We start from the raw sequence: 23,525 nt of genomic DNA on the forward strand, positions 1-23,525 counted from the left end.
GATAGCGTTACCGACGGACCTGTAGCCCGCGTCGCCACTCTCCCTCCCGCCGTGGCCATCGGCCACGGCGGGAGGGAGAGTTTTTTCGGGGGCTCGTTTGCCGGGGGTATGCTGCTCCGCAGCGCCCCCCGGCTACCATCTGACATCCCTACCGGGATGGAGAAAAAGATCCCAGGGGCGATGCCCCCGGCTACGATGATGATGCCCGTTGGCCAACAAAACCGACTGCAAAAACGGCGTGCGTGAGGGGAGGCCGGTCATTGGAGAAGGTGAAAATGACAACGAAAGCGGCAGAACTTGGTTGGGGGTAGGGGAAATGTCCTTCAACGCATAAAACTATGCGTTGTTTTGACATTCCCATCTCATTCGTTCGGTTATCACGTGTCCGCGAATTCGACCGCTGCTTTTCGGGCCCCTGCCGCGAGCCCCCATTTCCCGACTCTCGAAGAACAAGTTCTGGCGTTTTGGGACCAGCACTCGATTTACGAGCAATCACTGGCTCGCCGCGCCAACGCACCCACCTTCGTTTTCTACGAAGGCCCCCCAACGGCCAACGGGATGCCTCACCCGGGTCACTGCCTGACACGCGCGATCAAAGACGTCTTCCCTCGCTACAAAACGATGCGGGGCTATCGCTGCGAACGCAAAGCCGGCTGGGACACGCACGGATTGCCAGTTGAAGTCGAAGTCGGCAAAGAACTCGGCATCCACAGCAAAGAAGAGATCGAAGCCTACGGCGTTGAACCCTTCATCCAGAAATGCCAATCCAGCGTGTGGCGCTACATGCAGGAATGGCAAACGCTGACCCGCCGACTCGGGTTTTGGGTCAACCTGGAAGAAGCCTATGTGACGTACCACCAATCCTACGTGGAGAGCGTCTGGTGGTCGCTGAAAAATCTGTTCGACCGCGGACTGCTCTACCAAGGCCACAAGATCGTGTGGTGGTGGGCTCAAGGCGGCACGGCACTTTCCGCTGGCGAAGTCGGGCAGGGCTACCGCGAGGTCGCTGACCCAAGCGTCTACGTGTTGTTCCCGTTGGCTGACCAACCAGAACGATCCTTGGTGGTCTGGACCACGACCCCCTGGACGTTGCCCAGCAACATGTACGCGGCGGTGAAGCCAGAACTGGAATACGCCGTTGTCAAAGATTCTGAAACCGGTCAAGAACTGGTCCTGGCCGCCGCACTGGTGGAGTCACTCGCAGGCAAACTCAAACGCGAATTGACAGTCATCGAAACGGTCACGGGCGAGTCGCTGGTCGGCAAGCGCTACCAACCTCCGTTTGACGATTACCACTCGCGACTGGGCGATCCAAGCGGCGAATTGATCACCGGTGAAAAGGAGTCGCTGTACTGGCGCGTCGTGGCGGCTGATTTTGTGACCACGGATTCGGGCAGCGGTCTGGTTCACTTGGCACCTGCATTCGGTGAAATCGATCACGAAGTTTTGGTCACCGAGCGAACTCGATTCGTCGAGGGCCAGCGCCCCGAACTCTTGTGTGCAGTCGGCCCCGACGGAAAATTCACCGATGAGTTTGCATCGATGAAGGGCGTCTGGGTCAAGGAAGCCGACAAGACTCTGACGCGAACGTTGCGTGAGTCCGGTCGCCTGTTGCACCTGGAACAGTACCTGCACGATTATCCGTTCTGCTGGCGAGCCGACGATGACCCGTTGATCCAGTACCCTCGAGAAAGCTGGTTCATCCGAACGACCAAGTTCCGCGACTTGATGTTGAAGAACAACAGCAAGATCGGCTGGCAACCCGAACACATTCGCGATGGACGCTTTGGGAACTTCCTAGACAGCAACGTTGACTGGGCGTTGTCACGGGAACGCTACTGGGGCACGCCGCTTCCGATTTGGGTTTGCCAATCCACCGGTCGCATGGAAGCCATCGAGTGCTACGAAGAATTGCTCGCCAAACCCGGCGTGGATGGAACGCAGGTTTGGGACAATGCCAAAGCGGCCAACCCTGAACTGCCCGACGATCTTCGCGTTCACAAACCCTACATTGATTCGGTCACCTACGATTCGCCGTTCGAATCGGGCGCCCGAATGCAGCGGGTCAGCGAAGTCATCGACTGCTGGTACGACAGCGGTGCGATGCCGTTTGCCCAATGGGGATGGCCGCATCAAAACGACGCTCAATTCCAAGAGCAATTCCCGGCGGACTTCATCAGCGAAGCCATCGACCAAACCCGCGGTTGGTTCTACAGCCAACTGGCGATCAGCACGATGTTGTTTGGCGAAGGGGCCTCGATCCGGGAAGCTGGAACTCAGGCCAGCGAATCCACACCGTCTCGCGACAGTGAATCGGACTACCCGCATCCGTTCCGCAACTGCATCGTGCTGGGATTGATGCTGTCTCAGTGGTACGAAGCGGCTGGCAAAGATGGCCAACCCAAAACGGTGTTGCTGTCCGAAGCGGAAGTCGAACAAGCCGAGGGCAAGTTCACCAAGAAGACCGGCAAGATGTCCAAGAGTCTTCGGAACTATCGCAGTCCCTCGGAGATCTTCGACAAGTACGGTGCCGATGCGATGCGTTGGTATTTCTTCGCCAATCAAGCACCGTGGAATTCGATCATCTACTCCGATCAAGCGATCCGCGATTCGATCCCCGAGTTCCTGCTGCGACTCTGGAACACGTACAGCTTCTTCTCGATCTACGCTGAGATCGATGGGTTCAATCCCACGTCGGCCACCAACGCGGACGATCAGCTGACGCCCCAGTCATTGGCTTCGGCCCCCACCTATCGCCCCATCAACGAACGAAGTGAGATCGATCGTTGGATCCATTCTGAATTGCATCGCACCTTGGCGACCGTCATCGACCGCATGGATGCGTTTGACAACTACAACGCGTGCCAAGCGATCACGAACTTGCTGGATGGTCTGAGCAACTGGTACGTCCGACGCAGCCGCGATCGGTTCTGGGCCTCCGATGCCGATTCCCCCGACAAACACGACGCGTACTGGACGTTGTACGAAGTGATGCTGGAACTGACCAAGGTCATCGCTCCCTTCGTTCCGTTCCTGGCCGACACGTTGTGGAAAGAATTGACCGCGCCGTTTGGCGACAAGGTGCTGCCGAGTGTTCACCTGTGTGACTTTCCCCAACCGGATGCCTCCCGCGTCGATCAAAAGCTTTCCGACTCCATGCGATTGCTGCGAGAGATCGCATCGATGGGACGCTCGGCTCGTGCCGACGCCAAGCTGAAGGTCCGCCTGCCGCTGTCCAAGGTCGAAGTGATCCTGACGGACAATTCGGCGATCGATTGGTTGCAAAGCCACGATGCGTTGGTGCGAGAAGAACTGAACGTGAAAGCGGTCGACTACACGACCGATGGCGGCGAGTACGTCCAGTACACCATCGTCCCCAACTTCAAACGGCTGGGCCCCAAAGTGGGCAAGAACATCCCGCTGGTCAAAAAGATGCTGGGCGAAGCAGACGGCAACCAATTGCTGACTCAGCTGCAAACGGCGGGCTACGTGGAAGTTGAACTTCCATCGGGTCCCTTGAAGTTGGACGGGGAAGACATTGAGATTCGCTTGCAAGCCCGGGAAGGTTGGGCAGCTGCTCAAGGTTCAGGCTGCGTCGTCGTGCTCAACACCGAAGTCACTCCCGAACTTCGTCGTGAAGGATTGGCCAAGGACTTGATCCGCGGGATCCAAAGCCAACGCAAAGAACTCGATTGCCAATACACCGATCGAATCCGTGTGGCCGTGGAAACGTCGGATGCGGAACTGCAGGCCGCGATTGAAACCCACCGTGAAATGATCTGCAGCGAAACCTTGGCCAATGAACTGATCGCTGGCACATTGAAGAACGCTCAGCAAGTCAGCATGGAGGGCGGCGAATTGTTTGTCGCCAAGGTGAGTGACGCGTGAGCGATGCAAGCCCCCTCAAAGTAGCCGTCTTCCTCAGCGGAGGCGGTCGCACGCTGGCCAATTTGATTCGCCATCGCGATGACCATGGTCTGCCCATCGAATTTCGGCTGGTGATCGCCAGTCGAGAGGGTTTGGGCGGAATCAAAATCGCGGAGGAGGCTGGCATCGAAACACGCGTCGTTCGGAAAGGCGACTTCGATACCGACGAAGCCTACTGCGAAGCCATGTTTGGTCCTTGCCGAAACGCCGGGGCGACGCACGTGGTCATGGCGGGTTTCTTGAAACACGTTTTGATCCCCAGTGACTTCGAACAACGCGTGATCAACATTCATCCGTCCTTGCTGCCTGCCTTCGGAGGCAAGGGGATGTACGGCCACAACGTGCATGCCGCGGCGATCAAGCGAGGCGTGAAGATCAGTGGTTGCACGGTTCACTACGTCGACAATCTGTACGACAACGGGCCGATCATCCATCAGAAGGCCTGCCCGATCCTTCCCACCGACACGCCCGACGACCTCGCCTCGCGGGTGTTCCAACTCGAATGCGAAACGCTGCCCGAAGCCATCCGCATGATGGCCGCCTCGCAAGAACCCGCCGCATCGTGAAACGGTTGTAGCATGGGCACTCTTGCCCGTCAGAGTCGGCCAAGACCACCCCATCACAACCCGAAGCGTGAGCGAGGGACGCCCCCCAACTCCCACGACGGCCCCATCCGGGGCGAAACCCAGACGCCAGCCACCATTTATTATTTGACCCTCCCAAAGGGAGGATGAAGGAAAACTGCACGACCTCCTTCACGGGCGGGGTTCTGCATCTCACTGCTGGATCGGCACTTCAAAGCCGCACGACCTCCATCGACGCCGGGAAGCTGAACACCACACCTTCCTGGTCCATGTTGATTGTCTGCCACTGCCCGTGAAACGCCCCGCATGAAACCGCAACCTCCTGGCTGTGGGCGAACCACCCTTTGCAAGTGCTTCTGTCTGGCAAGCTTTGCCGGTTGAGGCATTTGATCGCATCCCGCTGATCATTCTGGACGATCCGAACATCACCAGTCGATGCACCCAGTGTGGTTGTCGGTGTTGTTCGGATTGTTCACGTGTTATTGGGTTGTTCAGGTTCACACGATGATGCTCATCACTCCTCGTCGTGAAACGCTCGCGATTCTGACAATCTGGCTGAGCCTCTGGAGTGGTCTTGCATTCACGCCATTGGCAACCGCTGACGATGGGATGCAATTCCGTGGCCAGCAGACCCTGAGCGATCAAGAACTGCTCGAAGTCGGCCAACTGCTGGGCGTTGGCAATCGCCTGTACGGACGCCAGCCAGAAGCCTCCGTCGCGACCATCCAGCCCAACAATTCACGGCGGCCAGATCGCTTGGTCGCTGCCGAGATCGATCCGCTGGCTGCCTTTGCCGATCCTTCCGCCGGAGCGGATCCCCTCGGCGGCGATGACCCGCTGGCAGGTCTTGGCAGCAACGAACCGCTCAAACCGCCTGCTGCCAAAACGCCGGAGAAGAAGGATCCACACGAAGGACTGTGGACGGAGGAGTGCTATCCGTCGGCCGAATCCTGTCGTGCCTGTCATCCCAAACACTACGATGAGTGGAGCGTCAGCAGCCATGCGTACGCCACGGTCTCGCCGATGTTCCAACGCTTTGAACAAGCGATCACGGAACTGACCGAAGGCACGGTGGGGTACTTCTGCATGCGGTGTCACTCACCGGTTGCGACGCAGCTCGAAATCCCGCGCACGGTCAGCATTCTGGATCAGCCCCCCGTGGCCCGCGAAGGGGTGACATGCATCACGTGTCACCGAATCAATGAGCACTACGGGCGTAGCAGCAACGGCGATCGTCGAATCGAACCAGGCAACATCCATGCTCCGGTCGGTCGTGGCGGCGACGGTGCGGGTCTGGCTGCGGCTCTGGCCAACGCGGAAAAGAACAAACTCAAAACCCATTCAGGTCAAAAGGGTGCGGGCCAAGCGATCCACAACGGGTCTTACTTTTTCGAACCGCTCACCAAGTCAGACATTTGCGCTTCGTGCCATCAAGTCGCGGTGCATCCCGGCATTTCGCTGGAAGTCGTGCACGCTCAGTACCGCAGCAGCCCCGCGGCGAAGTGCGGGATATCCTGCCAGGACTGCCACATGGGGGCGGTCCCCGGCAAAGCTGCCGGCTACGAAGAAAGCCATATCGCTGAGATCTCGGGCAAGCCCTACGGGAACCCCAAGAAACACTCCAACCACACCTTTTGGGGTCCCGGTTATTCGATCGCTCACCCAGGGATCTTCCCGCACAACCCCAAGGCCAAAGCCTTCACACCACGCCAATGGCTGACGTTTGACGACCGCGCCGGCTGGGGCACCGAAGAATTTGAACGCAACGTGACGAAGGGAATGCAGTTCCCGAAACCTTGGGACAACGCAGACGATCGGCGAGATGCTCGCAAAGTCATCGACGCCAACAACGCCAAGCTCGATCAGAAACGTGGCTACTCAGCGATGACACTGGAAGCCGGCGCTCAAGTCAGCGATCCGGTGTTCTACACCACGCCTCAAGTGGGCATGCCGCTGAAACTGGGCTACCGAGTCGACAACATCAGCACCGGACACAACTTGCCCACGGGCTCGCTCGGTGCTCAACCCCAACTGTGGCTGAACGCGGCTCTGATCAACCCCAACGGGCAACGCGTCTGGGAGACCGGGTACCTGGATGCCAATGCCGACCTGTGTGACATGCACAGCGTCGAAGTTGCCAAAGGACGAATCCCTCGCGACAAGGGTCTTTTCAACCTGCAAACCAAGTTCTTGATCAACAACGTTCGTGGCACCGACCGCGAGGCCGCGTTGCCACTGAACTTCAGCCTGGACCAACTGGTGTTCCTGCGTCCCGGGGCGGTGCCCGTCAGCGTGCTCAATCACCCGCCACTGATCCGCATGGAAGCTCACAGCATTGCACCGCTGGACCATCGAGTTGCCAAGTACACCATTCCGGCGGAAGCGTTCCAAGTTCCCGGGCCCTACCGACTGAGTGTCCGGATGCGGAGTCGAACCGAACCCATGTATTTCATGCGTCAGATCAACAGCACACCTGATATGATTCGCCGAATGAATGAGCGGATGATTGACATCTGCCATGACTCGCACACTTTCATGGTGCGTTGATCATGTTGCAACCTCGTCTTTCCATCCAATGCCTCGTCGTGTTGAGCGTCACCTGTTCGCTCACGATGCTGACGCCTGCGGACGCACTCGCGCAGACCGGACGGCCTCGCCCGACCCGCCTGCCAATCGTGGCCCCGGATTCATCGCCAGCTCAGCAAGTTCACAATCATGCTGAGACGGTCGAGCGAAACGAGGCCAGCCGCTTTCAACTTCCCCCTTCTCAAACCGAAGCGGGACGATTCCCCCAACCGCAACCAAACTACGACTTCGCCAGTCACTCCGCCGCCTCGCTCAGTTCGCCAGACACGGCGGGTCAATCGGTGCTGCAAGAGGAATCCGCCGCTGATTTCGCAAAGTCCGCTGGGCTGGGGAACCTCACCCATTTCGCAGATGACTTTTCCCCCACGCCATTGCCAGAACAATCCAACTGGCACGATGGCGCACGGGAGCAGTGGGTGTATGACGCGAAAGCGGCGGTCCCGACACAGAGCCCGTGGATTGAATGGGGACGCACGTTTTACGGTGACGGAATCACACCCCGTGGCAAGAATTGGTTCGGCAGCACCAACCTGGCGCGTCCGGAATTCTACTTGTACGGCGATTTCCGTTCGGGGATCAGCACCGGTCGCAATGCGGCCGGGCGGACTGACAACTGGGCCAGCCGGCTCAACCTGGACATGGATCTGCGTCTGACCGACTCCGAGCGTTTCCATGGGTTCATTGGCCCTCTTGATCGCAACAATCAATTCAACCGAATTGATTTTCAAGGCGGCGAATTCGACTACCAAGGCGTCTTTGATCCGAACTTCGTGACCGCCTTCTTTGAAGGCGACCTCGGTGCAATGTGGGGTGGCTTTCACGGCAAATCCTCCCCCGCCGAAATGCCCGTGACGATCGGTTTGATTCCGCTGTTGTTTCAAAACGGGATCTGGATGGAAGACGCGGTGACCGGTGCGGCGTTTGCAATCCCAGCCCGCCACAGCCGAGCACTCAACTGGGCCAACTTTGACTGGACCTTCTTCGCAGCGATTGACCAAATCAACAGTGCCGCCTTTGGCACCGACAAACACGCCGCGCAAGCCTTTGGGACCGCGTGCTTCATCGATGCCTACGATGGCTACATCGAAGCCGGCTACGCCTACCTGCGAGACCGCGATGACACGCGGCGAAGCTATCACAACATGACGATCAGCTTCACAAAACGCTACTTGGACCGGATCAGCAACTCACTTCGCTTGATCATCAACACGGGGCAAAACCTTCCCGATGCCGACGTGACCGCCGACGGCGGGTTGTTCCTTTGGGAAAACAGTCTGATCACCGCGTCGCCGCTCACCGTGGTCCCCTACGCCAATTTCTTCTACGGTTGGGGGCGTCCACAATCGGTCGCTCGAGCAGGTGGCAGCGGAGGCATCTTGCGCAACACCGGGATCAACTTTGACACCGACGGCCTGAATGGATTCGCGACACTGGACCCCACCGGATTTGACACCGCGGGTGGATCCATCGGAGTGGACTTGATCGGCAATCAACTGGATCGCCAGTTGCTGGTGGAGGCGTCATATCTCACCGAACACGGCGACTCAAACCTGGCCGTGCAAGGCGACCAATTTGGCCTCGGCTCGCGCTATCAGTTCCCCATTTCCAATCGCACGCTGCTTCGCTTCGATGTCATGCATGGCTGGCGAAGCGATCTGCCGAACGTCTACGGGACCCGGATGGAATACCGCTGGAAGTTCTAATGTCACCCCCTTGGGTTGAAACCCAAGGCTAGTCCGATGCCGTCGCTCCGCGACTGTGCGGTCGAGGCGTCGCCAACCAACCGCGGAGCGGTGACATCCGATAGCGTCGGGTTTCAACCCGACGCTATCGGAAGCTCCCACCCCAATCCAAAGCTGCGAAGCGGCGGCAGGTGGTTCCGAACTCGTCGCGCCAACTGTCGTCGCTCTGCGACTGGGGTGCGTTTTGGTTACCGACTGGACCTTGGGTTGAAACCCAAGGCTGAACGGATGCCGTCGCTCCGCGACTGTGCGGTCGAGGCGGCACCAACCGCGGAGCGGTGACATTCGATAGCGTCGGGTTTCAACCCGACGGTCCGGACGCCCCCACCCCCCAATCCAAAGCCGCGGAGCGGCGACAGGTGGATCCGAACTCGTCGCTCCGCGACGATGCGGAGTCCGCAACGGGGTGAATGCGGTTCAGGCGACGTGTTCGTCGTCAAACACATATCGCGGGTCGAAATGGATGTGGTGTTTGTCGAGAAAAGCCAAGTACTCGTCCTGGAAAGTTTGCTGGCGATGGTGTTCTTCCTGGTTCTCGATGTAGCGTTTCACCGTGTCGGACATGGACTCACTAACTGAGAACGCCCCATACCCACGCTGCCACTCAAATTTGGCAGGGACCATTTGGTGGGAGTTGATCCATTTGGAAGAATTCCCTTTCAAAAGCTTGACCGTATCTGCGATTGCCTTGGAAGGATGAATTTTCAACAACAAATGAATGTGATCTTCGATTCCTCCAGCACGAAGCAAAGTCGCTCGGTGTTCCGATGCGATCCCGCCGATGTACGAATGCAGGTCCGTTCGCCAGACCGGACTCAAAAGCTTGAAGCGTTGCTTGGTGCTGAAAACAACGTGGATGAGCAATCCGTGATGCGTTGATGGCATGAGGGAGTCGTCCTGAAAAGCGGAGGAACGTCGACCTCCATCGTATCAGTCGCTCAGGATGGCGTGGTCGAGGCATCGCCAATAACCGCGGAGCGGTGACATCCGATAGCGTCGGGTTTCAACCCGACGTCCCAGACGCCCCACACCCAATCCCAAAGCCGCGGAGCGGCGACAGAGCGTTCCGAACTCGTCGCGCCAACTGTCGGCGCTCTGCGACTGGGGTGTGCGTTGGTCACGGTCAACCTTGGGTTGAAACCCAAGGCTAGTCAGATGCCGTCGCTCCGCGACTGTTCGCTCGAGACGTCGCCCAACCAACCGCGGAGCGGTGACATCCGATAGCGTCGGGGTTCAACCCGACGTCCCGGACGCCCCACCCAATCCCAAAGCCGCGGAGCGGCGACATTTGGCAGGCACGGGTTTCACCCCGAGGGCTTGGCTCATAGCATCACTTGGCGTCTTCCCCCTCCACATCGATTTTTCTCATGAAACCTGACGACAATCTGTGCCTGTGCTTCCACGTCTCGCGACGAAAAGTCGAGCAGTTCATTCGGGTGGAACAGCCACGACGTGCCAGTGAACTGTCGCAGTGCTTTGGGGCCGGCACAGGATGCGGTTGGTGTCGTCCGTTTCTCCAACGTTTGTTCGATTCCAGCCAACCGGATTCCGAATCGTTGCCGGAACCCGAACGATACCAAAGCGACCGCCAGGACTACCGTCAGCAACAATCCGGCGAACGCTGAACGATCACAATTGCACGGCCGGCAAGCAGATCGGCAGGAATGATCGGGCATCACCATGTGAGCCGTTTGGGCGTTCGCCCCGGTCGGACGTGGAAACAACCACGCTTGCCGCGATATTTCAAATGCCGAAAGACTTCTGCCTACCTGCTTAGAACCCGAACAATCGTCAAAGGCAACCCATCGCCCCGGAGAACTTCCGCGGTGGGCGGAACGAGATGCCTTTGGCAATTTGGAGCGTTCTAGCTTTCAATGCCAGTTTGTTTTTCGCAATCTTTCATTGATCGCAGGTCTTTCCGTTGAGTCAGCCAACGCCCGTTTCAGGTTCTGCAACCAACACCATTGAGCGGATGGAATCGGAGGTCCGTGGCTACAGTCGCCTCTTCCCTCATGTCTTTCAAAGTGCGAGCGGTTCCACTCTGACCACTGCGAACGGTCAGCAACTGATCGATTTTTTCTGCGGTGCAGGATCGCTGAATTACGGACACAATCCTGCCGCGGCCAAACAAGCGTTGCTGGAGTACATCTCCCAAGACGGGATCCAGCACTCGTTGGATATGATGACCGAAGCCAAAACACGGTTCCTGGAGACGTTCGAACGAACGATCCTGCAACCTCGATCGATGAACTACAAAATCCAGTTCACCGGGCCTACCGGAACCAACGCCGTCGAAGCGGCTCTCAAGCTGGCCAAGCAACATCGCAAGCGATCGCACATCGTCACGTTCACCAACGCTTACCACGGGCACTCCCTGGGTTCGCTTGCCGTGACCGGCAATCAGTACTACCACAGCGAGCACTACGGATCGCACAACAACGTCAGCTTCCTTCCGTACGATGGGTACCTCGACGACTTCGACACGACCATCCTGCTTGAAAAGATGCTGTCGGATACCAGCAGCGGCATGCCACTGCCAGCAGCAATCGTTCTGGAGACCATCCAAGGGGAAGGCGGCATTCACGTGGCCAGTGACGCCTGGCTGCAACGGGTTCAATCGCTGTGCCGCCAACACGATGTGCTGTTGATCGTGGATGACATCCAAGTGGGCAATGGTCGATCAGGCGACTTCTTCAGCTTTGAAAAAGCGGGGCTGAACCCCGACATGGTTTGTCTGTCCAAATCCATCGGCGGCGGATTGCCATTGTCGCTGCTGTTGATTCGACCTGAGTGCGATGTCTGGCAACCGGGCCAGCACACCGGCACGTTCCGAGGAAACAACCTCGCCTTTGTAGCCGCCAACGCAGTGCTGAACCATTGGAACGACGCTTCGTTCGTGAACGGAATTTTGGACCGTAGCAAAACACTGCGTGAATCCCTCTCGTCGATCGTGCAGGAACACTCCCATGAAAACTGGGAACTTCGAGGCCGTGGCATGATCTGGGGACTCGATGTGCGTGACGGCAGACGGGCTCGCAAAGTCATCGACCGTGCGTTCCAAAATGGATTGATGCTCGAATCATCCGGCAGCGACGACGAAGTCTTGAAATTCATGCCGGCCTTGAACATCCCAGATCACCAACTCCATCAAGGCCTGCAGCTGTTTCGTGAAAGCCTGAACGCGGTGATGTGCAAGTCAAAAAATTCGACATCGCTCAACGTTCCCTTGCCACAGAACCTCACGACCTCGCCCGTTTCTTCGATGGTGATCTCGTGATCTCAAATTCAGCGACTCCTTCACCAGAGCCCACCCAGACGCTCCCCGCTTTCATTGATCTCTTTTGGCGACAATGCGAAGCCACACCGGATCGGGTCGCGGTGATCCATGAAGAGACATCGTGGACTTATCGAGATCTGCTTGATCAATCGTGTCACATCGCTCAGGCACTGGTGCGAGAAGGGGTGCTTCCTGGTGACCGCGTGGGCATGTGCCTGGACCGCACTCCGATCGCGATTGCCTCCATGCTGGGAATTCACTTGGCCGGCGCGGCGTTCGTGCCTCTGGATCCCGATTATCCCGCGGATCGATTGCGCTACATGCTCGAAGACGCCCGGATCAACATCTTGATCGGGCACGGCCAATACCGAGGGCTGTTCGAAAACCAAAAGCACGCCGACCACGAATCCACTGACTTCGCTTCCAATCTCAACTGGATCGAAGCATCCGATTTGATTCAGGTCCAATCCGCGACGTTCTCCGTGGCACGTGAAAACCATCCCGCACTGCAGGGCGATCAGCTTGCCTACGTGATGTACACCTCCGGGTCGACCGGAAACCCCAAAGGGGTGCTGATCAATCACACCGCCCTGACGACATACTGCCAAGCGGACCGGGACGTCTACCGATTGCATCCCGACGACCGGACGTTGCAATTTTCAACGCTGACCTTTGACATCGCCATCGAAGAGATCTTCCCACCGTTGTTGTGCGGAAGTTGTGTGGTCATCCGTCCGTTGGAACACGCCGATTCGATCAATGAACTGTCTCATTTGATCGAGACCCAAGGCATCACCGCCGTCCACCTGGCAACAGCCTACTGGCATCAGTGGGTGGACCTGATGTTGGCCACCGGATCGCGAGTGCCATCGAGCCTCCGCCTGATGGTTGTGACAGGAGAAAAGGTGAGCGTGGACCACTTCCATCGCTGGCAAACCATTTGCGACCACGACGTGCTGTGGTGCAACGCGTATGGCCCGACCGAAGCCACCGTCACTGCAACCGTTTTCTTCCCAGCAGCAAACTTCTCGGACGACAACATGCCAATCGGCAAACCGTTGCCCGGTTACTCCGCTCTGATCCTGGATGCTGATTTGAATGAAGTCCCGGTTGGCGAAACCGGACAATTGTTTCTCGGCGGAACGGCCCTCGCGGACGGTTACCTGAATCAACCCGAATTGACCGCGGCCGCTTTCATCGACCGCGAGAATGCTGATGGCGAAGTGCAGCGTTGGTACCGAACGGGAGACATTTCGCGTTGGCTGGAGGATGGCAACATCGATTTCGGCGGTCGAGTCGACCACCAAATCAAACTGGGATCGTACCGCATCGAACCGGGGGAAATCGAAGCTGCACTGACGTCGATCGCGGATGTTCGCGAAGCGATGGTGGCAGCAGAAACAGTGGACGGCCAAACCACACTGCTCGCGCACATCGGGCTCGGTCCGAACACGCTCTCCAGTGAGTGCACCGGCTCAACGTCCAAGCAGAATCTGTCGGCAACCGCTTCCCGACTCGCCCAGCAACTTCGCGAAAAACTGCCGCCTTACATGGTGCCGACTCGGTATGTGTTTGCGGAAGTCTTTCCCAAAACGATCAACGGCAAGATCGATCGAACCGAATTACCGAACAGCGATCACGCTGTGGTGGCTCGCGACGAGCATGTCGTTGAACCTCAAACCGAATTGCAACAACAGCTTTGCGACATCTGGAGTTCCGTGCTCCAGATCCCTCAACTTGGCATCGCGGACGACTTCTTCTTGCTCGGCGGCAGTTCATTGCTGGTCACACAGGTGGTGGCTCGGCTAAAAGACCAACTGGGCCTGGAACTTCCCGTTCGCGATTTCTTTGCGAACCCAACCATTGAACTGATGTCGCGTCACATCGAAGCGATGCTGGGCAAACAACAGGTTCACGCGTCCGAGACCACGGCGGTCGTTCAATCCCAGCGGGAACGTCTGCCGGAAATGGAGGCGTTCTTTTTGCCCAGCGGTTCTCACGATCTGTTTGCCGTTCACTACGCTCCGCCCAAGCAACAGGCTCGCAAAAACCGAGCGTTGGTTCTATGCCACGCGTATGGCCATGAATACGCGCGCAGCTACCGCAACCTGCAACAACTCGCCGTGCACTTGGCGCAACAAGGATTGGATGTCCTGCGATTCGATTACGCCGGAACCGGCAACTCGCATGGCAACGCGTTGGAAGCCACGCCGCATGTGATGATGAAAAACATTCGGGACGCTTCGCGTTGGATGCGTCAGCGACACGACGTCGATTCGATTTCGTTGATCGGGATTCGCTTGGGAGCGACGCTGGCCGCCTGCTCAGGAACGACCAACGTGGAGCAATTGTTGCTATGGGATCCGGTCACCAGCGGAGACGAGTTTCTTCAACACCTCGATCGTTTGCACTCGATGACGCTGTCCAATGGCACCCGGTTTTCGAAACCACGTCCCCCCAGTTCGATCGACCAGGCCTACGGCACGCGGCTCAACCACGTCGTCCGTCAACAGCTGAGTCAACTGAAGTGGAATCCAAATGACTTGCCAAGCGATTCAGCGACAACGTTGCTGTGCAGTCGGGATTACCAAGCGAACCAACCGATCGATCTGCCACCCGACTCGGATGTCACGATCGTTGAGTTGGACGACGAAATCGGCTGGGACCGCCCTGAATGGACCGAGTCCGCGTTCTCGTCCCCCGGAGCCATCCAGCAGATCACGCGACTCTTGCAAAACAAATCGAACATCCACCATGCCATCGAGGTGAAGTCATGAGCCATCCCACCATGCCCAGCGTCCCGTTCGCTGCCTCAGCTGTGACTGCCCCGATTGTGACACCCCATGAGGTTGTCAAAAAAGACAAAACAGTTGATCGACCCACGAGTGAACAAGCCGTGGTGTTTGGAAGCCATCAACATTTAGTCGGTGTGTTTCACCCCACCTCTCGGCCCATCGCCCAGAAGACCGCGGCGATTTTCATCACCCCCGGAATGCTGCACAGCGCCGGCCCCTTTCGTTTGCACGTCGACCTCGCCAGCACACTGGGCAGTCGCGGCGTCGCTTCCTTGCGGTTTGATCTCTCAGGGATCGGTGAAAGCTTGCCCGTTGGCGCAGCCGGGCGTTCGCTCGATCGAGCAAGTGCTGAGATCAGCCAAGCGATCGATTGGTTGCAAGAGCAGCACGGCATCCAGCAAGTGATCCTGTTTGGATTGTGCTCCGGGGCCGATGACTCCCTTCATGCCGCACAGCAAGACCCACGGGTGTGCGGCATCGTGGCGATGGATGCCTGCGGGTACCCGACCGCTCGTTTTCGCTGGAACCGTGTGTTCCAGCACTACCTTCCACGCTTGGCATCGATCCACGCCTGGGAACGTTTGACTCGGCGAGTGCTCAACAAAACTCGGTTGACCAGATGGCTGCTTCGAGTTTTCCCCAAGTCCACGGCACCGGAATACTCGACCATGCCAATGGGCACGGATTTGCGTGAGTATCCCTCTCGTGAAATTGCCAAGCAAGAGTTCCAGCGACTGGTGGATCAGGGTTGTCGTTTACACCTGATCTACACCGGCGGCGTTTCGGACACCTACAACTACGCGGAGCAATTCTTTGACATGCTGCGCGGCGTCCGCTGGAAAAACCTTGCCACCGTGGATCACTTCCCTCAGATGGACCATGTCGCGATTCTTTGCGAAGACCGCCAGAAGATCGTCGATCGAGTGGCCGAGCGAATTGTCGATTTCGCCCGTCCCAACTGACTGGTGAGAAGATGAGCAATCTGATCCCCTTGCTTTTTAAGTCGTCATGACGAACGATGAACGAGGCGGAAGCGATCCAGCTTCCGAAATCGTTGGTCAAGGAATGGTTGGATGTCTCGCTTTTTGTTTGGAATGTTGACCGGTGCCGTGCTGATGTACGGTTCGATGCATTACCACTTGGTTCGTGGTGCAGAAGGATTCTTCTTGGTCCCGAAGATCAGCAACAACCTGCAAGACGTCTACGTCGACATCCGTGATTACACCTTGGATGATTGGAAAGAGCACAAACCATTGGCCGCCGCGATCATGAAGAGCAATCAGTCGGAGTTGCTGTCTGATTCGACGCTGACGGGATTTCGCGAAAACGTTCACACGTTGGTCGACGGCCTGTTTTCCAAGCAATGAGCCGGAAAGAAGTGATGCAACCGTCACGACCGATGCATTGAATTCGCTTGTTTCATTCCGGGCATCCACGACAACGCGACTCTGATCCAGAACGCTTGAGCCCGACGGCTCGCTGAGTCGATGATTTCCAGCAGCGCTCAATTCAGAGCGTAGGCTTCACGCGTGATGGGAATGATCGCAATGGACATGAATCGTAATCGGTACTTCATGATCGGAGTCCTGCTGATTTTGCTGGGCGTCCAATTTCGAATGGTTGACTCGTTTGTTCTCAACGAGACCACAACGCGATCGATGGCAAAGATGTCAAAGAAGTCCAATGTGGTCGCCCAAGACTCATTCAGCAATTTCCTGATGCAGGTGCACCCCAAACCGACCAAACGCGTGCACCCGCCACGCTGGCTGGGACTGGCGATGATCGCGGTGGGAACCGTGGTCAGCTTGCACGCGGTCGCCATGCCTCGCGAGTGAGTGTTCTTGGCCGAACCAACCACTTGCGGTTCCTGTTTCCCTGACGTTTGCCTCGAACCACTCGCGAAACGACGGATTCATGCATCCCAATCAGCTCAGGCGGCACCGCCAGTTCTCACGCGTGATGCTCTTGGCAGCGTGTTCACTTTGCGTGGGTGACACATCCCTGTCAGCAGCCGATCCCAAAGGTGCTGGGGCCAGAACCTTTGGACATCAGGGGATCCCTTCCATGGCCAGTGGGACAGGCAACGCGGCCGTTCGGATGCCGTCCGCGGGTTTGATCCTTCGTGAAGGGACCCGTGTCGGGCCGGTCACAGGCAGGTTCGTGATCAGCGGCCACCGCTGGCGTTTTCTTCCCGAGCACCCCGAAACGGCTCACCAAGACAGCTCGAACTCGCTGGGCCAGCATGGTTTGGCCCGCAAACCGACGCAGGAAGAGGACACGCTTCTGAGCCAGAAACAGCCCATCGGCCGAGGAATTGGAACGTTCGATTCCTCCAACCTGGAAGACCCTGACCTCCCAATCACCCCGGCAGCGATCACGGTTCCGATGACTCTGGTCACCGAAAACCTAATGCTCGACCGAATTTCGCGAGCGATCGAAGAGGACTCCAATGACGATCGCTGGACCATCACCGGCTACGTCACCGAATTCCGGGAAGAAAACCGTCTGGTGATTGAAACTTCGGTTCGGGCCCCCATGGTCCCCAATTCCCGACCGGTTCTCGGTCGACGCTGAATTCATCTGGCGACACGCGCCGGATTGCGTCAAAATCAGGCAAATTCACCAGTCATCTGCGGTGAAAATTCGTGCTCGGCAGGAAGCCCCCCATCAGCCCAACCAACGTCATGCATCCGGGATGGAAACCGTGAAATCGCGACTGCATTTGATGCGTCAATGTGCTCTCGACGCAATTGCTTACGCGATGGTGCGATCGATCGTTGCGCTGATTCAAATCATGCCGCTCGACATGGGGGATCGGTTTTGCCGTGTCATCGCAGCAATTCTCAGTGGCCCGCTGCCGGTTCGAAAACGCGTCATTCAGTCAACGCTGTCACAGATTTTCCCGGACTTGCCCGAACCCCAACAAAAAAAACTCACTTTCGCGATGTGGCATCACTTGATGCTGATGGTTTGCGAAGTGGCATGGGCACAGCGACGACTGCATCGCTGCAATTGGTACCGACACGTTCGCTTCCGCGGCAGCCAAACCATGTTGCGATCAATGCTGAGCGATCGATCCTCCGTTTACGTGACCGGCCACTTCGGCAACTTTGAAGTTGGCGGTTACACGATGGGTTTGATGGGCGTTCGGACATTGGCCATCGCTCGCCGATTGGACAATCGCTTCCTGCACGATTGGGTCGAGAACTTTCGCAGCGCCAAGGGCCAAGACGTGGTCGACAAAATCGGTTGTGCCCCGATTGTTGAAAAGCACCTCCAAGAAGGCGGCATGCTGTCCTTGTTGGCTGATCAGCACGCAGGAGAAAAAGGACTCTGGACCGATTTCTGTGGCGTGCCAGCCTCCTGCCACAAAGCCTTGGCGTTGTTCTCACTCACCGCCAACGCGCCGATGATGAGCGTCTACACACGCCGCATCGATGGGAAACCCATGCAGTTTGAGTCGGGGCTGCTGGGCGTCGTGGATCCTGCCACCGACTCCGAAAACGGTCAATCGGTCGGGCAGATGACCGAATGGTACAACCGGCAACTGGAGTCGATGATCGACATCGCTCCCGAGCAATACTGGTGGCTGCATCGCCGCTGGAGAACCCCGCCGGAAAAAGTGGCCCGTCGATTGGAAAAGAAACGCGAAAAAGCGTTGCTGGCATCTGCCGCCCCCACCAAGGCATCGACCTCGCAAGCCGCGTGATCGACCTCGGACGCAGGGAGGGTCAAGGACGCAGGCAAAGCATCAAGCACACCAGAGTGCCGCCACTTGGTTCTCGAAGGCGCTCACTCCGCCGGTGCCAGGAATTCCGTCGTGAAGCAATCCTCGGCTTTGACAGAGTCCGACTCGACCAGTTTCAACTCCACCATTTGGTTGACCAACGTCTGCCAGCGATCCGCACGCATCGTTCCCACTTCGTCGCGGTTTCCGGACGGCATCGCCAGCGGGATCATCTGCTCGGCGCCGAAACGCAAGGCTTCCTCTGTCATGCCATGTTGATTCGCTTGAAGAATTGCCGCATTGGCTTGCTCGGGAGTTTCAAGAAAGGTTTTCCAACCCGCAACGGTGCCCGCCACCATCTCACGAACGACTTCGGGTGATTCACGAATCATGTCGCCGGTCGTCACCAAGACGCTCGAGTACGGGTTCCACCCCAGGTCGCTGATCATCAAGGTGCGGACCTCCAACCCTTGCTGCTCGGCGATCAAGGGTTCCGCCACACTGTAAGCCTGCACCGCGATTTTTGGATCGGTCACCATCGCCGCGATGCTGTTGTGGTAGGGGACCTGACGAACATCGTTGAGATAGCCGCCTTGTTCGAGGAATGCCAGAAACGCTCGGCCGGCCTGGCGTTGGAGTGTCATCCCAGACAAATCGTCCAAGCTTTCGACGCCACTGTCGGCACGCACCAGGATGCATCGGGGGTGGTCTTGAACCGCCGCCATGACAGCGACCACGTCGGCTCCTTGAGCCCGAAACAAAACCACATCGTCTGCGTTGGTGATCGCGAATTGGCTGCGTCCCATCGCGAGTTCCGATGCCACGGGCGTGGCACGTCCGCCAGACTGAATCTCGACATTCAATCCCAACGACTCGTACGTGCCATCCACAGCCGATTGGTAAACCCCGCCGTGCTCCACTTCGGGATACCAATTCAATTGAACTGAAACATGGGTTGTCGATTCATCCGCGGCGTCGCCCGACGTGATTTCGGTTCGCTGCGAACACCCTCCGGCAAAGATCGACAACAGGCATCCGGCAGTCAACCAACCGAAGACACCGAGGTTGTGCTGTCTTCTCGCCATGAACATTCCAGTGCGATCAGACTTCGCCCTCCCGTTGGAAGGATCACCCGAAGCGAGGGGAGAGGCGAGCCCGAGTTCAGCTCCCATCCGCCCCGGCCTGACACGAACCGCGGCTTGCTGAGAAGACGCAATCAAAACAGCACGGCCACCTCGGACGCTGGCAACATGGATTGGCGATCGCATCGGTGAACTCATTTCACAAGGAGGTATCGTTTCAGGAACAGTCGGCTCAGTAGATTCACTCCGCCAAAAAGAATCAAACCCAGCAGCGTCGAGACCGCCAACGCAGCCATCAAAGCGTCCGTCATTGTACGAGCTTGCCAGCCCGTCATCACGGCACCCAGCCCTTCGTAGTCCGCACCGTTGCTGACGAAAAACTCCGCGACGATGGCACCAATCACCGCCAACCCGCTGCTCACACGGGCACCGAGCACCAGAAACGGAATCGCGGTGGGCAACTGCACACGGCACAGCTTCTGCCAACGTGTGGCCCCGTACATTCGAAGTAAGTCGTCATGTTCCGGGCGAACCGAAGTCAGCCCGGTGGTCACGTTGTTGACGATCGGAAACAGGCAAATGATCACGGTCGCGATGACGGCCGTCCGAAATTCATATCCTGACCAGATCACCAACAAGGGCGCGATCGCGACGATGGGCACCGTTTGCAGAAACACCACATAAGGAAACAACGCCCGCCGCAGCAATCGTGACTGGCTGAACAACACCGACACGCCGCTCCCCACGATCACGGCAACGACCAAACTGACGGTCGCCGTCCACAACGTCGTCCCACCGGACTTCAACAACACGACCCGGTGCTGCCACCCGGCTTCGGCGACTTGCCAAGGAGTGGGCAGGAGAAGCTTTGGCAAATCGAACGCCACCACGATGAGATGCCAGACCGCGATGCCCATCGCGGCGACCGCGATCACCGCGAAAATGGTCCAGGCCATCTCCCGACCACTCTCGCGTGTCGGCTGCGAAGGCCGCGAAGATGGATGGCTCATGCCCGTGATCCTTCCGACTTGGACGACGCAGCATCCTCCAGCGTGTCGCTGACCTCGCCAAAGAATTCGGCGAACGCATTGGTGCGTCTCAAATCCGCCTGCGGTTCCGACGTCGTCAACGGGTTGTCCAGTTCGCGGATGATGCGTCCCTGATGCATCACGCAGATCCGTTCGCTGAGCTGGATCGCTTCGGCAATGTTGTGGGTCACCAAGACGCTGGTGAATCGATGGTGCCGCCACAATTGCAACAACAACTGGCCGAGTTGATTTCGCAGCAAGTCATCCAGTGCCGCAAAGGGTTCATCAAGCAACAGGAATTCAGGTTGTGTCACCAGTGCCCGAGCGATCGACGCTCGCATCTTCATTCCGCCCGACAATTGGTGTGGGTAACGTGCCGCCGCATCCGCCAACTGCACCTCTTCGATGGCGGCGACAGCACGGCCTTGCATCGCTTGGGCGGACGGTCGATCACGTCGTCTTCCCAGCGTGAGAGGCAGCGTCACGTTTTGGAGCACATTGGCCCAGGGCAACAAGGCGGGTTGCTGGAACACGAACGAAGTGGCGACCGTTCGTCGATCATCGCCACGCTCGTTGCTCCGCTGGATCCCCTGATTGCTTCGCTGGGCACCCTGATTGCTTCGCTGGGCACCCTGATTGCTCCGCTGGCACTCACCATCGGTCAGGGATTGCAATCCGGCGATGACCCGAAGCAGGGTGGTCTTGCCGCATCCACTGGGTCCCACGAGGGCCAGCCTTTCTCCCTGGCGGACCGACAGATTGATGTGATCGAGGGCGCACACGCCGCCGGGATAGGTTACCGTGGCATCGCGGCAAACGACTGCGGTGCCAGCATCGAGCTTGTCGGTTAGGGCTTTCATGTCCAACAGAGTTTAATCATTTGACAATGGACTCTGACAGGACATCTGCGATCATCACTGTCATGGCATTGCCCGAGACGGCATGACCGACGACTCATCCCACCAGGACAACCGTTCCGAGACGACGAGACTGGCGAAGGCATTGGAAATTCGATGAACACATTGGAAGTGCATTGTTTGGGAACGGCAGGTTACCACCCCAACGAATCTCGCCACACGTCGTGCTACTTTCTGCCGCAAAGCGGCGTGCTGCTGGATGCAGGAACGGGAATCTTTCGGTTGCCGGAATTGATCCAAACCGATCACCTGGACATTCTGCTCAGCCACGCTCACCTGGATCATGTCGTGGGACTGACGTTCCTCTTGGACATTCTGTATCAACGTCCGGTGAAAGAGGTCCGCGTGTGGGGGCAAGCCGAGAAGCTGGCCGCCATTCAAGAACACCTGTTCCACGAGTCGCTTTTCCCGGTGGCTCTTCCAGTGTCCTGGAATTCGATTGACGAGCAATCGGAGTGGGACCTGCATGGCACGAAGATGTCGTGGCGACTGCAAGAGCACCCGGGTGGATCAGTGGCCTACCGGTTGGAGGCGGCACGCCCCGACCCCACCCCCTCGGATCCGCCGGCCGTCTTGGTCTACGCGACCGACACTCTCGGCGCGGAAGACCCTGAAACGCTGCAGTGGATGTCGGGGGCCGATCTGCTGATGCACGAATGCAACTTCGACGATCAAAATCAGAAGTGGGCCGAGAAGACCGGGCACTGCTACCTTCAAAAAGCATTGCAAATCGCGGTTCAAACACAGCCACAACGTTTGCTGCTCACGCACATCAATCCAATCGCTGAGCTGCAACTGGACGCTGAAGTTCCGTCATTGCAGTGCCCGATCGAAATTGCGACGGACGGATTGCGCGTCGCGTTTTAAAGTGGGCTGTGCCTCCCAGTTCACTGGGATGGAGCGTCGCACGGGATGGAGAGCCCCACGGGGTCCTCCAATTCGCTGCGTTGCAAACGCCATGATCAGGTCGCGTTCGTTTCCCGACGGGCCTCTTCCACCCGGTACATCTCACGCCACGGCAATTGGATGCCACCGTCAATCGTCAAGGTGCTGCCGGTGATGTACTCACTTTTGGGGTCGCACAAGAAAACCGCACCGCGACCGATTTCGCGAATTTGGCCCAGGCGTCCCCAGGGCAACTTGGCCCCTTCGGCACGGAGTGTTTCTTCTTGGAAGAACTTCCGTTCCCCGGGGGTGTCAATCCACCCGGGGTGAATGATGTTCACGCGAATTCGCTGGGAGGCGAGTTCCACCGCGGCCGTGCGAGCCATTTGATCGTTCGCCGCTTTGGCCATGTTGTAGGCCATCGCACCAGGCATGGGCATGTGAGCGTGCGGGCTGCTGATCACGACAATGTTGCCGCCGTTGCCAGCGTCGACCAATTTCTGAGCCCCGGCGCGAACGAGATAGAACGCCCCCCACATGCTGACATCAATGGTGCGTCGAAATTCGCTCAGGTCGGATTCCAACATCAGGTGCCGGTCACTGTAAGCGGCGTTGCTGACGATGATGTCGAGCCCCCCCATCCGATCGCTCGCCGTGTCGACCAAGGTTTGAGCCTGGTCCGAATCGGAGATGTCCGCTCCGAGTGCAAACGCGGACACGCCAAGAGCCTCACACTCTTGGACGACGCCTTCGGCTTCCTCGGGGTTCGAATGATAATTTATCGTAACCGAAGCGCCGGCCTGAGCCATTTCCAACGCGATTCCGCGCCCAATCCCACGCGAAGCTCCCGAGATCAACGCCCGTTTCCCCTGCAGGGATCGCGTGGGGGCAGTGGAAGGGATCGAATCGGATGATTCAGCGGACATTCATGGAACTCCAGGGGCAGGGCAGTCGGCGGAAATGTTTCTCAACAAC

Annotated in this window: 18 protein-coding genes; 13 read left to right on the forward strand and 5 right to left on the reverse strand. The window is 57.9% G+C overall.

Features of this window, described 5'->3' with window-relative positions; all coding sequences use genetic code 11:
* Nucleotides 1-381: 381 nt before the first annotated feature.
* From ileS to UH5x_RS11585, 4 genes are all read left to right on the forward strand, one after another.
* A complete protein-coding gene (gene ileS, locus UH5x_RS11570) occupies nt 382-3,888 on the forward strand; it encodes an isoleucine--tRNA ligase (protein WP_482635739.1) in 3,507 nt (1,168 codons plus the stop codon).
* Nucleotides 3,885-4,493 carry a phosphoribosylglycinamide formyltransferase gene (purN, locus tag UH5x_RS11575; protein WP_047814978.1) on the forward strand — a complete coding sequence of 203 codons (609 nt, stop codon included), beginning with the start codon at nt 3,885-3,887 and terminating at the stop codon, nt 4,491-4,493. The genes ileS and purN overlap by 4 nt, the downstream gene beginning before the upstream one ends.
* A 522-nt stretch (nt 4,494-5,015) precedes the next feature.
* Nucleotides 5,016-7,058 carry a cytochrome c family protein gene (locus UH5x_RS11580; RefSeq protein ID WP_236696696.1) on the forward strand — a complete coding sequence of 681 codons (2,043 nt, stop codon included), beginning with the start codon at nt 5,016-5,018 and terminating at the stop codon, nt 7,056-7,058.
* A 2-nt stretch (nt 7,059-7,060) separates the two neighbouring features.
* A complete protein-coding gene (locus UH5x_RS11585; protein WP_482635740.1) occupies nt 7,061-8,800 on the forward strand; it encodes a hypothetical protein in 1,740 nt (579 codons plus the stop codon).
* A 456-nt stretch (nt 8,801-9,256) separates the two neighbouring features.
* Here UH5x_RS11585 and tnpA read toward each other — a convergent pair whose 3' ends face one another.
* Complete coding sequence (tnpA, locus tag UH5x_RS11590; RefSeq protein ID WP_047813600.1) at nt 9,257-9,724, reverse strand: IS200/IS605 family transposase; 468 nt, start codon at nt 9,722-9,724, stop codon at nt 9,257-9,259.
* A 482-nt stretch (nt 9,725-10,206) separates the two neighbouring features.
* On the opposite strand from tnpA, the gene UH5x_RS11595 reads away from it, so the two are divergent.
* The 8 genes from UH5x_RS11595 to UH5x_RS11630 all read left to right on the forward strand — a co-directional run bounded on the left by UH5x_RS11595 (nt 10,207) and on the right by UH5x_RS11630 (nt 18,620).
* The gene (locus tag UH5x_RS11595; protein ID WP_047813601.1) at nt 10,207-10,464 is read left to right on the forward strand and encodes a (2Fe-2S)-binding protein; all 258 of its coding nucleotides are present in this window, start codon (nt 10,207-10,209) and stop codon (nt 10,462-10,464) included.
* Between the two features lie 347 nt (nt 10,465-10,811).
* On the forward strand, nt 10,812-12,116 hold the full coding sequence (gene ectB, locus UH5x_RS11600; RefSeq protein ID WP_482635741.1) for a diaminobutyrate--2-oxoglutarate transaminase: 1,305 nt from the start codon (nt 10,812-10,814) through the stop codon (nt 12,114-12,116).
* On the forward strand, nt 12,113-14,893 hold the full coding sequence (locus tag UH5x_RS11605; protein ID WP_482635742.1) for an amino acid adenylation domain-containing protein: 2,781 nt from the start codon (nt 12,113-12,115) through the stop codon (nt 14,891-14,893). The genes ectB and UH5x_RS11605 overlap by 4 nt, the downstream gene beginning before the upstream one ends.
* Nucleotides 14,890-15,873, forward strand: coding sequence for an alpha/beta fold hydrolase (locus tag UH5x_RS11610; RefSeq protein ID WP_482635743.1), 984 nt, complete (start codon nt 14,890-14,892; stop codon nt 15,871-15,873). The genes UH5x_RS11605 and UH5x_RS11610 overlap by 4 nt, the downstream gene beginning before the upstream one ends.
* A gap of 111 nt (nt 15,874-15,984) precedes the next feature.
* Nucleotides 15,985-16,278: a hypothetical protein gene (locus UH5x_RS11615; protein ID WP_047813603.1), complete on the forward strand. Its 294-nt coding sequence runs from the start codon at nt 15,985-15,987 to the stop codon at nt 16,276-16,278.
* A 186-nt stretch (nt 16,279-16,464) separates the two neighbouring features.
* Nucleotides 16,465-16,746: a hypothetical protein gene (locus tag UH5x_RS11620; protein WP_236696112.1), complete on the forward strand. Its 282-nt coding sequence runs from the start codon at nt 16,465-16,467 to the stop codon at nt 16,744-16,746.
* A 229-nt stretch (nt 16,747-16,975) separates the two neighbouring features.
* A complete protein-coding gene (locus UH5x_RS11625; protein WP_482635744.1) occupies nt 16,976-17,485 on the forward strand; it encodes a hypothetical protein in 510 nt (169 codons plus the stop codon).
* 121 nt (nt 17,486-17,606) lie between these two features.
* Nucleotides 17,607-18,620, forward strand: a complete 1,014-nt coding sequence (locus UH5x_RS11630) for a lysophospholipid acyltransferase family protein (RefSeq protein WP_482635745.1) — start codon at nt 17,607-17,609, stop codon at nt 18,618-18,620.
* Nucleotides 18,621-18,703: 83 nt separating this feature from the next.
* On the opposite strand, the gene UH5x_RS11635 is transcribed toward UH5x_RS11630, so the two are convergent.
* From UH5x_RS11635 to UH5x_RS11645, 3 genes are all read right to left on the reverse strand, one after another.
* Nucleotides 18,704-19,729 (reverse strand): ABC transporter substrate-binding protein, encoded by a 1,026-nt coding sequence (locus tag UH5x_RS11635; protein WP_482635971.1) that lies wholly within the window; start codon nt 19,727-19,729, stop codon nt 18,704-18,706.
* A gap of 185 nt (nt 19,730-19,914) precedes the next feature.
* Nucleotides 19,915-20,730: an ABC transporter permease gene (locus UH5x_RS11640; protein WP_047813605.1), complete on the reverse strand. Its 816-nt coding sequence runs from the start codon at nt 20,728-20,730 to the stop codon at nt 19,915-19,917.
* Nucleotides 20,727-21,608 (reverse strand): ABC transporter ATP-binding protein, encoded by an 882-nt coding sequence (locus UH5x_RS11645; protein WP_047813606.1) that lies wholly within the window; start codon nt 21,606-21,608, stop codon nt 20,727-20,729. The genes UH5x_RS11640 and UH5x_RS11645 overlap by 4 nt, the downstream gene beginning before the upstream one ends.
* Nucleotides 21,609-21,761: 153 nt before the next feature.
* On the opposite strand from UH5x_RS11645, the gene UH5x_RS11650 reads away from it, so the two are divergent.
* Nucleotides 21,762-22,532 carry an MBL fold metallo-hydrolase gene (locus UH5x_RS11650; protein WP_482635746.1) on the forward strand — a complete coding sequence of 257 codons (771 nt, stop codon included), beginning with the start codon at nt 21,762-21,764 and terminating at the stop codon, nt 22,530-22,532.
* A gap of 95 nt (nt 22,533-22,627) precedes the next feature.
* Here UH5x_RS11650 and UH5x_RS11655 read toward each other — a convergent pair whose 3' ends face one another.
* Complete coding sequence (locus tag UH5x_RS11655) at nt 22,628-23,476, reverse strand: SDR family NAD(P)-dependent oxidoreductase (protein WP_047813608.1); 849 nt, start codon at nt 23,474-23,476, stop codon at nt 22,628-22,630.
* Nucleotides 23,477-23,525: the final 49 nt, after the last annotated feature.

This window comes from Rhodopirellula sp. UH5 (genome assembly GCF_056839225.1).

Coding starts and splice junctions, on each gene's coding strand:
- UH5x_RS11625 (WP_482635744.1), top strand. CDS start 16,976: ATGGCCAGTGGGACAGGCAACGCGGCCGTTCGGATGCCGTCCGCGGGT.
- UH5x_RS11640 (WP_047813605.1), bottom strand. CDS start 20,730: ATGAGCCATCCATCTTCGCGGCCTTCGCAGCCGACACGCGAGAGTGGT.
- UH5x_RS11610 (WP_482635743.1), top strand. CDS start 14,890: ATGAGCCATCCCACCATGCCCAGCGTCCCGTTCGCTGCCTCAGCTGTG.
- UH5x_RS11580 (WP_236696696.1), top strand. CDS start 5,016: ATGATGCTCATCACTCCTCGTCGTGAAACGCTCGCGATTCTGACAATC.
- UH5x_RS11645 (WP_047813606.1), bottom strand. CDS start 21,608: ATGAAAGCCCTAACCGACAAGCTCGATGCTGGCACCGCAGTCGTTTGC.
- UH5x_RS11635 (WP_482635971.1), bottom strand. CDS start 19,729: ATGTTCATGGCGAGAAGACAGCACAACCTCGGTGTCTTCGGTTGGTTG.
- UH5x_RS11620 (WP_236696112.1), top strand. CDS start 16,465: ATGAATCGTAATCGGTACTTCATGATCGGAGTCCTGCTGATTTTGCTG.
- UH5x_RS11655 (WP_047813608.1), bottom strand. CDS start 23,476: ATGTCCGCTGAATCATCCGATTCGATCCCTTCCACTGCCCCCACGCGA.
- UH5x_RS11595 (WP_047813601.1), top strand. CDS start 10,207: ATGAAACCTGACGACAATCTGTGCCTGTGCTTCCACGTCTCGCGACGA.
- UH5x_RS11615 (WP_047813603.1), top strand. CDS start 15,985: ATGTCTCGCTTTTTGTTTGGAATGTTGACCGGTGCCGTGCTGATGTAC.
- UH5x_RS11585 (WP_482635740.1), top strand. CDS start 7,061: ATGTTGCAACCTCGTCTTTCCATCCAATGCCTCGTCGTGTTGAGCGTC.
- UH5x_RS11630 (WP_482635745.1), top strand. CDS start 17,607: ATGGAAACCGTGAAATCGCGACTGCATTTGATGCGTCAATGTGCTCTC.
- tnpA (WP_047813600.1), bottom strand. CDS start 9,724: ATGCCATCAACGCATCACGGATTGCTCATCCACGTTGTTTTCAGCACC.
- UH5x_RS11650 (WP_482635746.1), top strand. CDS start 21,762: ATGAACACATTGGAAGTGCATTGTTTGGGAACGGCAGGTTACCACCCC.
- ectB (WP_482635741.1), top strand. CDS start 10,812: ATGGAATCGGAGGTCCGTGGCTACAGTCGCCTCTTCCCTCATGTCTTT.